Genomic DNA, 9,360 nt, shown 5'->3' with positions numbered 1-9,360 from the left:
GTCGAGGTCGTTGAACCGTCACGTGACCAGTGAGCTCTTCACCCCGATCACCCTGCGCGGCACCACCGTGCGCAACCGGATCTGGGTCGCCCCGATGTGCCAGTACTCGGCGACCGACGGGCTGCCCGACGACTGGCACCTGGTGCACCTGGGCCAGTTCGCCGCCGGTGGCGCCGGGCTGGTGATGACCGAGGCGGCCGCCGTCGTCCCCGAGGGACGGATCACCCCGCAGGACGCCGGGATCTGGAACGACGAGCAGGTCGCGGCCTGGCGGCGCGTCGTCGAGTTCCTCCACGCCCGGGGCGCAACGGCCGCGATGCAGCTCGCCCACGCAGGCCGCAAGGCCTCCACGATCCGGCCCTGGGAGGGCAACGGCCCGATCGGCGCCGACGACGGCGGGTGGACGCCCGTCGCCCCGTCGGCCGAGGCCTTCGCGAACTACACCGAGCCGCACGCGCTGACCGCCGAGGAGATCGCCGAGCTGCCCGCCGCGTTCGCCGCGGGCGCCCGCCGCGCCCGGACGGCCGGGTTCGAGGTCGTCGAGCTGCACCTCGCCCACGGCTACCTCGTGCACCAGTTCCTCTCGCCGCTGTCGAACCGGCGCACCGACGCCCACGGCGGCTCCTTCGAGAACCGCATCCGGCTCGCCGTCGAGATCACCGCGGCGGTGCGCGCCGAGGTCGGCGACGACGTCCCGGTCCTCGCCCGCATCTCGGCCACGGACTGGACCGAGGGCGGTTGGGACGGCGACGACTCGGTGGCCCTGGCCCGTGCCCTCGCCGAGGCGGGGGCCGACCTGGTCGACACGTCGTCGGGGGGCAACGTCGCGCACGCGGAGATCCCGGTCGGGCCCGGCTACCAGGTGCCCTTCGCCGAGCGCATCCGCAGCGAGGCGGGCGTGCCCACCGGCGCCGTCGGGCTCATCACCGACCCCGCGCAGGCGGAGAAGGTCCTGGCCACGGGCCAGGCGGACGTCGTCCTGCTCGCCCGCGCCCTCCTGCGCGACCCGCACTGGCCGCTGCGCGCCGCGCACGAGCTCGGGGCCGACGAGGACGTCACCTGGCCCGCCCAGTACGCGCGGGCGGCCCGCTGGCCGTGATCCCTGTCGGGTGGTGCCTGACAGGTCACAGCGATCCCACAGCGACAGACGGATCACATCGGGGTACCACTGTTCCCATGAGCACCGCGCCGACGTCGGCCGCCCCCGGCGGTCCGGCATCGGCCCCGGAGCGTGCGGTGGCGCTCGACGCCGGGCCCGGGTCGTCGGGCCCCGGCGCGGACCGGGACGCGCCGGCCTGGGTGGAGGCGATCGGCCGGATCGGGCTGGTGGCCTACGGCCTGGTCCACCTGGGGATCGCCGTACTCGCGGTCCGCATCGCCACCCTGGGCGAGCGCGAACAGCACGCCGACCCGCGCGGGGCGATCGAGCTCGTGGCCGCCGGGAGCGGGTTCCTGGGCCGGTGGCTGCTCGCGGGCGCCGCCGTCGCCCTCGTCGCGTTCGCGGCCTGGCAGCTCCGCGCGTCCGCGGTCGGCTTCCGCTGGGCCCAGCCCGAGGAACGGTGGCGCAAGCGGCTCGGTGCCGCGGCCAAGGCCGTCGGGGTGCTCTCCGTCGCCTACCTCGCCGCCGAGTTCGCGACGCGGATGCAGGGTCGCCGCAACGCCTTCCAGGCCACGGTCGACGAGGTCTTCGCCCACACCGCCGGGCGCTGGCTCGTGGGCGCGGTCGGCCTGTTCGCCATCGGGATGTTCTTCTCGATGAGCTACACCGGCATCCGCGCGACGTTCATGGGCGACCTGCTCCCCGAGAAGCTGCCCGGCCACCGGCGCACGCTCACCCTCGTGACCGGCTCGGTCGGGAACCTGACACGGGCCGTCACGTTCGGCGTCGTCGGCGCCTGCACCGTCCTCGCGGCCTGGGAGGACACCCCGAACCGCATCGGCGGGGTCGACGTCGCGCTGCGCACCCTCGCCGCGCACACCCTGGGCGCCACGATGTTCGTCGTCGCGGCGGTGGGGTTCGCGGCCTACTGCGTGTACTGCGTCATGGACGCCTACGCGCGCCACCCGTAGGTGGGCTAAGCCTCCCGCACCACGTCCGCCGCGTCCTTGTCGACCCGCAGCCCCTGGTAGCGGGGGTGTCGGAGGCGGCCGTCGGAGGTCCACTCGCCGAACCCCACCTGGCAGACCAGCTCCGGGCGCACGAAGTGCTGGCCGCGCTCGCGCGGGACGTCGGAGAACGACGGGTCGTCGACGGCGAGCGGGTCGAGCCGCGAGCGCAGCAGCTTCAGCGCGGCGTCGTCGAACCCGGTGCCGACCTTGCCTGCGTAGCGCAGGGCGCCCTCGCCGTCGTAGTAGCCGACGAGCAGCGCCCCCAGCACCTGCCGGGACCCGGCCGGGTCGGTCCACCCGCCGATGACGAACTCCTGGTCCTTGACGCACTTCAGCTTCAGCCAGTCGCGGCTGCGCCCGGACGCGTACGGCGCGTCGAGCCGCTTCGCGATCAGCCCCTCCCAGCCGTCGGCGCACGCCTCGTCGCGCAGGGCCAGCGGGTCGCCGTCGAGGGTCGGCGAGTGGAGCAACGGCCCGTCATCACGGACCACGGCCTCCAGCAGGCTCCGCCGGGTGCGCAGCGGCAGCCGGGTGACGTCGAGGTCGTCGAGGACGAGCAGGTCGAAGAGATGGCACTCGATCTCCACGCCCGTCGCCCGCGCCCGCTTCGGGTCGGAGAGGTGCATCCGCGCCTGCAGCGACCCGAACCGGCCGTCGGCCGCGACGATCTCGCCGTCGAGGACGAACCGCTCCGGGGCGGCCGCCTCGAGGGCCTCGACGACCTCGGGGTAGCTGGCATCGGCCGGCTTGTGGTTGCGGCTCCACAGGCGCGGGCGCTCCCCGCGCTCGCGGGTGGCGATGACGCGGACGCCGTCGTACTTGCGCTCGAAGCTCCAGCCCTCCGGGCCGGGCGGCGGGTCGGTGGGCTTGGTGAGCGTCGCGAGCATGGGCTCCCGGAAGCCGGCGTCGGGCGCGCGGCGCAGCGCGCGGACCTGGTCCGGGGGCAGGTTCTCGAGGTCGAGCGGGGTCACGGAGCCCATCGTGCCGCCCCGCTCGACGCCGTGGTCTTCCCGACGCGAGAAGTGGGCACCCCTGGGACCATGGATGACCCATCGAAGCGCGCCGAGGAGATCGAGCAACGCTACGTCGGCGAGCACGAACGGACCGAGGAACTGCTCGAGGGGCTCGACCCGGAGCAGCCCGACGCCCAGAAGACGACCGAGAAGGTCCAGGGCGTCGCGCCGGGCGGGAAGGCCGAGGCCGACGTCGACGCGATGAGCCGCGAGGACCCGTGACCAACCGTGGCGCGGCCCGGTCAGTCGTGCCACGATCCTCCGCCATGCGCTATCTCGTTACCGGCGGTACCGGGTTCCTCGGGCGCGCGGTCCTCTCCCGACTGCTGGCGCGTGAGGACTGCGAGACGGTCTACGCCCTGGTGCGCCGCGGTTCGGTCGACAAGCTGCGCCGACGCACCCGCGACCTCGAGGGCGCGGACAAGCTCGTCGCGGTCACCGGCGACCTGACCGCCGAGCGTCTCGGCCTGACCGACGAGACGGTGGACGACCTCGCGGGCCAGGTCGACGAGGTGCTGCACCTCGGGGCGATCTACGACGTCACCGCCGACGACGCCGCCAACCGGGCCACCAACGTCGACGGCACCCGCCACGTCGTCGCCGTCACCGCGGAGCTCGGGGCGCGGTGCCTGCACCACGTCTCCAGCGTCGCCGTCGCCGGGGAGCACACCGGGGTCTTCACCGAGGACGACTTCGACCTCGGCCAGCACTTCGGGAACCCGTACCACGAGACCAAGTTCGCGGCGGAGAAGATCGTCCGCGAGGAGTCGACGACCCCGTGGCGGGTCTACCGCCCGGCCATCGTCGTCGGGGACTCGCAGACCGGCGAGATGGACAAGATCGACGGGCCCTACTACCTCATGGGCGCCATCAGCGCCCTCGGTCGGCTCCCGAGCTTCCTGCGGGTCCCGGCCCCCGAGCTCGGGGCCACGAACATCGTCCCGGTCGACCACGTGGCCGACGCGATGGTCCGTCTGGTGCACACCCGCGACCTCGACGGCCGCGCGTTCCACCTGGTCAACCCGCGCCCGCAGCCGCTCTCCGAGATCTACAACGCGCTCGCGGGACCGCTGGGCGCCCCGAAGCTCGCCGGCGTGCTCCCCCGGGCGGTCGGCAGCGCGCTCACCGGCCTCGCCGACCGGCTCGGTGCCACCGCCGCGGGCGGCTCCGCCCGCGACATCGCCCTCGCCGAGTTCGACATCCCGCCCGAGGTCCTGCCGCACCTGACCTTCCCCTGCGTCTACACCTCCGACGCGACCGTGGAGGCCTTGGGGGGAGACGCAGCGGAGCGGAGCTCGACCGACGGATTCCGTGTCACCCCGCCGGAGTTCGGCGACTACGCCCCCGTCCTCGTCGACTACTGGCACGAGCACCTCGACCCCAACCGCGCCCGGCGTCCCCGGCCCGGTCCCCCGCTGCTCGGACGCCGCGTCGTCATCACCGGCGCCTCGTCGGGGATCGGCCGCGAGACCGCGATCAAGGTCGCCCGCAACGGTGGCGTGCCGCTGCTCGTCGCCCGGCGCACCGAGGAGCTCGAGGCGGTCAAGGTCGAGATCGAGCGCGAGGGCGGCCAGGCGCACGTCTACTCGTGCGACATCACAGACGCCGAGTCGGTGGAGGCGCTGGTCAAGGCGATGATCGCCGACCACGCCGGCCCGGACACCGGCATCGACATGCTGGTCAACAACGCGGGGCGCTCGATCCGGCGCTCGGTCAAGCTCGAGCTGGATCGGTTCCACGACTTCGAGCGCACGATGGCCATCAACTACTTCGGCGCGCTGCGGCTGACGATGGCCCTGCTGCCACACATGATCGAGCGTCGTTTCGGGCACATCGTGGACATCTCCTCCATCGGCGTGCAGACCGGTCCCCCGCGCTTCTCGGCGTACGTGGCCTCGAAGGCCGCGCTGGACGCCTGGGCGCGGATCGTCGCCACCGAGGTGATCGGGGACGGGATCACGTTCACGACGATCCACATGCCCCTCGTCCGCACCCCGATGATCGCTCCCACGCGGATCTACGACGCGTTCCCGACCTCCAGCCCGTCCGAGGCCGCGGACATGGTGGTCACCGCGCTCGTCGACCGCCCGAAACACCTGGGCACGGCGCTGGGCACGCTCGGCGCCGTCTCGGCGAACCTCGCTCCGCGGCTGGTCGACGTCGTCATGCACGTCGCCTACCGCGTGTTCCCGGAGTCGTCGGCGGCTCGGGAGGGTAGTGGGGAGAAGACCCCCGGAGAGGACCGTGCCCTCGAGGCCGGTCCGCTGTCCCGGGGCGCGCAGGCCTTTGCCCGACTTCTGCCTGGAGTGCACTGGTGAGGACGCCGTTCGGAACCCCGACCGAGCTCGCGACGGGGGTGCGCCTGCTCATCGAGTCCGGCGTGGTCGCCCCGATCCGGCCCGACCGAGTCGCCCGGTTCCCCGTGGCTCTCTACCGCTACGGGTTCACCCCGACGACGGCGTACGTGGTCGGCGCCTGGCGCCACCCCCACCGGCTCGCGATCGTCGACGACCGGGGCACGCTGACCTTCGGTGAGCTGCACACCCGCACCGACCGGCTCGCCCGCGCCCTCGCCGACCGGGGCATCGGGCCCGGCAGCCGGGTCGCGGTGCTCTGCCGCAACCACCGCGGTCCCATCGAGACGATCATCGCCTCCTCGAAGATCGGCGCGGACGTCGTCCTGCTCAACACCGGCCTGTCCCCCGAGCAGATGGGCGCCGTCGCCACGGAGCAGGAGATCACGACGATCGTCGTCGACTCCGACCTCGCCGACCGGCTCGAGAAGGTCGACGGGTCGGTGAAGCAGGTCGCGGCCTGGCAGGACGCGGGCGCCGCGTGCTGGGGTGACGACACCCTCGAGGGCCTCATCGCCGTCGACGGCTCGCAGGCGCTCCCGACGAAGCCGCCGACGGGCAAGACCATCGTCCTCACCTCGGGCACCACCGGCACCCCCAAGGGCGCCGAGCGGCCCTCCCCGGCCGGGATCGGCCCCGTCAACGCGATCCTCTCCCGCATCCCGCTGACCGCCCGGGAGCCCGCGCTGGTCACGGCGCCGCTGTTCCACACCTGGGGCTTCGCGGCGTTCCAGATCGGGTCGCTCATGGGATCCACGCTCGTGCTGCGCCGCAAGTTCGACCCCGAGGACGCGTTGGTCCAGCTCGCCACCCACCGCTGCACGTCGATGTTCGCGGTGCCGGTGATGCTCCAGCGCATCCTGGAGCTCGGCGACGACGTGCTCACCCGCTACGACACCACCGCGCTGCGGACGGTCACCGCGACCGGCTCGGCGATGCCCCCGCACAAGGTCACCGAGTTCCTCGAGGCCTTCGGCGACAAGCTCTACATGCTCTACGGCTCCACCGAGGTCTCCTGGGCCTCGATCGCGAAGCCCGAGGAGCTCCGCCAGGAGCCCGGCACCGCGGGCCGCCCGCCGGTCGGGACCGAGGTGAAGATCCTCGGCGACGACGACCGGGAGCTGCCGGTGGGCGAGACCGGCCGCATCTTCGTCGGCAACGACATGCTCTTCACCGGCTACACGGGCGGGCGCGGGGAGACCGACGTCGTCGACGGCATGCTCGGCACCGGCGACCTCGGTCACTACGACCAGAACGGCCTGCTGTTCATCTCCGGCCGTGCCGACGACATGATCGTCTCCGGCGGCGAGAACATCCACGCCGGCGAGGTCGAGGGCCTGCTCTCGGACATGGACGGGGTCAAGGAGGCCGCCGTCGTCGGGGTCGACGACGAGGAGTACGGCCAGCGCCTCGCCGCCTACCTCGTGCTCGAGGACGGCGCGTCGCTCGACGCCGACGCCGTGCGCGACCACGTCAAGAACCACCTGGCGCGGTTCGCCGCGCCGCGCGACGTGGAGTTCCTCGACGCGCTTCCCCGCAACCAGACCGGCAAGGTGGTGAAGTCCGAGCTCGGGGCATCATCCTCGTAGCGCCGTTCGACCGTCCCCGTCTTTTCCGCTCCCCCCGGAGAACCCTGACACCATGGGCACACACCCCGGCCTGACGACGGACGCGGATCCCGTCGCCCTCGCCCGCGAGGTCACCGATCTGCTGCTGGTCAACGCCGCCGACAGCGACCACCCCGCCATCGGCGTGCAACGCAGCATCCTGCGCTGCCTCGCGGCGCAGGGGCTGTACAGCATCGCGGCGCCGGTCGCTGACGGCGGGCTCGGTCACGACGAGCGCGCACTCTTCGAGGTCGAGGAGGTGCTCGCGGGCGCCGACGCCGCGACCTGGTTCGTCCTCACCCAGCACCGCAGCCCCCAGGCGCTGACCGCCGGCTCGTCGTACCCGGCGGCCGACGAGTACCGCGAGGCCCTGGCGCGGGGCGACGAGCTGGGCGGGATCGCCATCGCCCACCTCCGCCGGCCCGGGGAGCCCGCGGTCCGGGCGCAGCCGGGCCGGTCGGGCGGCTGGCGGTTCACGGGCCGGTCCGAGTGGTGCACCGGGTGGGGCCTGGTGGACCTGGTGCTCGTCGCGGCGGTCACCGACGCCGACGAGGTGGTCTTCGCCCTGCTGCCGGCCCACGACCGACGCGGGCTGCGCGCCTCGGAGCCGTACTCGCTGGCCGTCATGGGCGGCACGCGGACGGTCGGCCTGGAGTTCTCGGACATGCCGGTCTCCGGTGACGAGGTGGCCGCCGTCGTCGACCGTGAGAAGTGGCGGCGCCTCGACGCCGACACCGTGGTGGACACCAAGCCCGCCACCCTGGGCCTGCTGCGCCGGGTGATCGACGAGACGGTGCGCACCGGCCACGAGCGGGACCGGCCGGCGGCGCTCGAGGAGGCCCAGGCGCTGGCCGCGACGGCGTGGCCGCTGCGGGAGCGGGTCTACGAGCTCCGGTTCAGTCCCGATCGCGACCGGTTCGTCGACGAGCGACTGTCACTGCGGGGCCGGATCGCGGAGCTGACGGTGCGGGCCGCCGCGGGGCTCGTGGCGGCGCGGGGCGGGTCGGCCATGCTCGCGTCGAGCCCGGAGCAGCGCTGGTCCCGCGAGGCGATGTTCCTCCTGGTCCAGGCACAGACCGAGGACGTGCGTGCGGCGCAGCTGGCGGCGTTCTCGCATCCGTAGGGCCCGTGGGGTGCGTCAGAAAAGTCTCGTTGCAGACACTGGACGTCCGGAAATCGACTTTCACGACGGCGCTGAGCCGGGGTGAGCCGATCTCGCTAGGGTCGGGGCCGTGAACGGACGGCTGGTGTGGCTCGACTGCGAGATGACAGGGCTCGACCTGGCGAACGACGCGCTCATCGAGATCGCGGCGCTCGTCACCGACGCGGACCTCGTACCGCTCGGCGAGGGCGTCGACGTCGTCATCCACGCCTCGGACGAGGCCTTGGCGAACATGCCCGAGGTCGTCGTCGAGATGCATGCGAAGTCCGGCCTCACCGAGGAGGTCCGAGCCTCGACGGTCACGATGGCCGAGGCGGAGAAGCTCGTCCTGGACTACATCCGCGAGCATGTCCCCGACGCGCGCACCGCTCCGCTGTGCGGCAACTCCATCGCCACCGACCGCGGCTTCATCGCGCGGGACATGCCCGAGCTCGACGCCCACCTGCACTACCGCATGATCGACGTCAGCTCGATCAAGGAGCTGTGCCGGCGCTGGTACCCGCGGATCTACTACGCCCAGCCGGAGAAGGGCCTGGCCCACCGGGCGCTGGCCGACGCGCGCGAATCGATCCGTGAGCTGGAGTACTACCGCCGCACCGCGTTCGTCCCGCTCCCCGGCCCGTCGACCGACGACGCCCGTGCGGCGGCCTCCGACGTCCTCGCCGCCGATGCGGCTGCCGCTGGGGCGGCCACCGCCACCGAGGAGGGCTCGGCGGGCGGTGAGACCCCGGCGCCGGGCTCGTCCTGAGCCCTCCGCGGCATGATCTCGTCAGGCGGGCCCCGTGCGAATCGGCTCGCCCGGGGCTTGTAGGCTTACCGAGGTCGCCGGGGCACCGGCGGACGATGGTGGGTGTAGCTCAGCTGGTAGAGCACTGGGTTGTGATCCCAGTGGTCGCGGGTTCAAGTCCCGTCACTCACCCGGAGAACAGGGGGTTCCGGCCCGCTGTTCGACCGAGATCACTGGCTTGCTAGTGTTCCGGTCACGCGCCGTTAGCTCAATGGGCAGAGCAAGTGACTCTTAATCACTGGGTTCGGGGTTCGAGTCCCTGACGGCGCACCCTTCGTTGCAGGTCATCGCTCTACGGAGCGATCTTCGGTGTGACTCAGCACCACTT

General features: G+C 72.8%; 8 protein-coding genes and 2 tRNA genes. 9 read left to right on the top strand and 1 reads right to left on the bottom strand.

The window, feature by feature from the left end:
• Window positions 1–22: 22 nt before the first annotated feature.
• Window positions 23–1,099: an NADH:flavin oxidoreductase/NADH oxidase gene (locus tag VGI02_RS22950; RefSeq protein ID WP_331631219.1), complete on the top strand. Its 1,077-nt coding sequence runs from the start codon at window positions 23–25 to the stop codon at window positions 1,097–1,099.
• A gap of 77 nt (window positions 1,100–1,176) precedes the next feature.
• Window positions 1,177–2,070 carry a DUF1206 domain-containing protein gene (locus VGI02_RS22945; RefSeq protein WP_331631217.1) on the top strand — a complete coding sequence of 298 codons (894 nt, stop codon included), beginning with the start codon at window positions 1,177–1,179 and terminating at the stop codon, window positions 2,068–2,070.
• 5 nt (window positions 2,071–2,075) lie between these two features.
• On the opposite strand, the gene ligD is transcribed toward VGI02_RS22945, so the two are convergent.
• Window positions 2,076–3,080, bottom strand: coding sequence for a non-homologous end-joining DNA ligase (gene ligD, locus VGI02_RS22940; protein ID WP_331631215.1), 1,005 nt, complete (start codon window positions 3,078–3,080; stop codon window positions 2,076–2,078).
• A 69-nt stretch (window positions 3,081–3,149) separates the two neighbouring features.
• Here ligD and VGI02_RS22935 point away from each other — a divergent pair, with 69 nt between their 5' ends.
• The 7 genes from VGI02_RS22935 to VGI02_RS22905 all read left to right on the top strand — a co-directional run bounded on the left by VGI02_RS22935 (window position 3,150) and on the right by VGI02_RS22905 (window position 9,302).
• Window positions 3,150–3,344 (top strand): hypothetical protein, encoded by a 195-nt coding sequence (locus VGI02_RS22935; RefSeq protein WP_331631213.1) that lies wholly within the window; start codon window positions 3,150–3,152, stop codon window positions 3,342–3,344.
• A gap of 44 nt (window positions 3,345–3,388) precedes the next feature.
• Window positions 3,389–5,440 (top strand): SDR family oxidoreductase, encoded by a 2,052-nt coding sequence (locus VGI02_RS22930; RefSeq protein ID WP_331631211.1) that lies wholly within the window; start codon window positions 3,389–3,391, stop codon window positions 5,438–5,440.
• Window positions 5,437–7,065, top strand: a complete 1,629-nt coding sequence (locus VGI02_RS22925; RefSeq protein ID WP_331631209.1) for an AMP-binding protein — start codon at window positions 5,437–5,439, stop codon at window positions 7,063–7,065. Before VGI02_RS22930 ends, VGI02_RS22925 begins: the two co-directional genes overlap by 4 nt.
• A gap of 52 nt (window positions 7,066–7,117) precedes the next feature.
• Window positions 7,118–8,206 carry an acyl-CoA dehydrogenase family protein gene (locus VGI02_RS22920; RefSeq protein WP_331631207.1) on the top strand — a complete coding sequence of 363 codons (1,089 nt, stop codon included), beginning with the start codon at window positions 7,118–7,120 and terminating at the stop codon, window positions 8,204–8,206.
• A 109-nt stretch (window positions 8,207–8,315) separates the two neighbouring features.
• On the top strand, window positions 8,316–8,993 hold the full coding sequence (gene orn / locus VGI02_RS22915) for an oligoribonuclease (RefSeq protein WP_331631205.1): 678 nt from the start codon (window positions 8,316–8,318) through the stop codon (window positions 8,991–8,993).
• A gap of 98 nt (window positions 8,994–9,091) precedes the next feature.
• Window positions 9,092–9,164, top strand: a tRNA-His gene (locus VGI02_RS22910).
• Between the two features lie 65 nt (window positions 9,165–9,229).
• Window positions 9,230–9,302, top strand: a tRNA-Lys gene (locus VGI02_RS22905).
• The last annotated feature ends 58 nt before the right edge of the window (window positions 9,303–9,360 follow it).

Source organism: Actinomycetospora sp. (assembly GCF_036497245.1).
Taxonomy (GTDB): Bacteria; Actinomycetota; Actinomycetes; order Mycobacteriales; family Pseudonocardiaceae; genus Actinomycetospora.
Note: the sequence above shows the minus strand (reverse complement) of the source record. Positions and strands in the feature narration are given on the sequence as shown.

Coding starts and splice junctions, on each gene's coding strand:
- VGI02_RS22945 (WP_331631217.1), top strand. CDS start 1,177: ATGAGCACCGCGCCGACGTCGGCCGCCCCCGGCGGTCCGGCATCGGCC.
- VGI02_RS22935 (WP_331631213.1), top strand. CDS start 3,150: ATGGATGACCCATCGAAGCGCGCCGAGGAGATCGAGCAACGCTACGTC.
- VGI02_RS22930 (WP_331631211.1), top strand. CDS start 3,389: ATGCGCTATCTCGTTACCGGCGGTACCGGGTTCCTCGGGCGCGCGGTC.
- VGI02_RS22920 (WP_331631207.1), top strand. CDS start 7,118: ATGGGCACACACCCCGGCCTGACGACGGACGCGGATCCCGTCGCCCTC.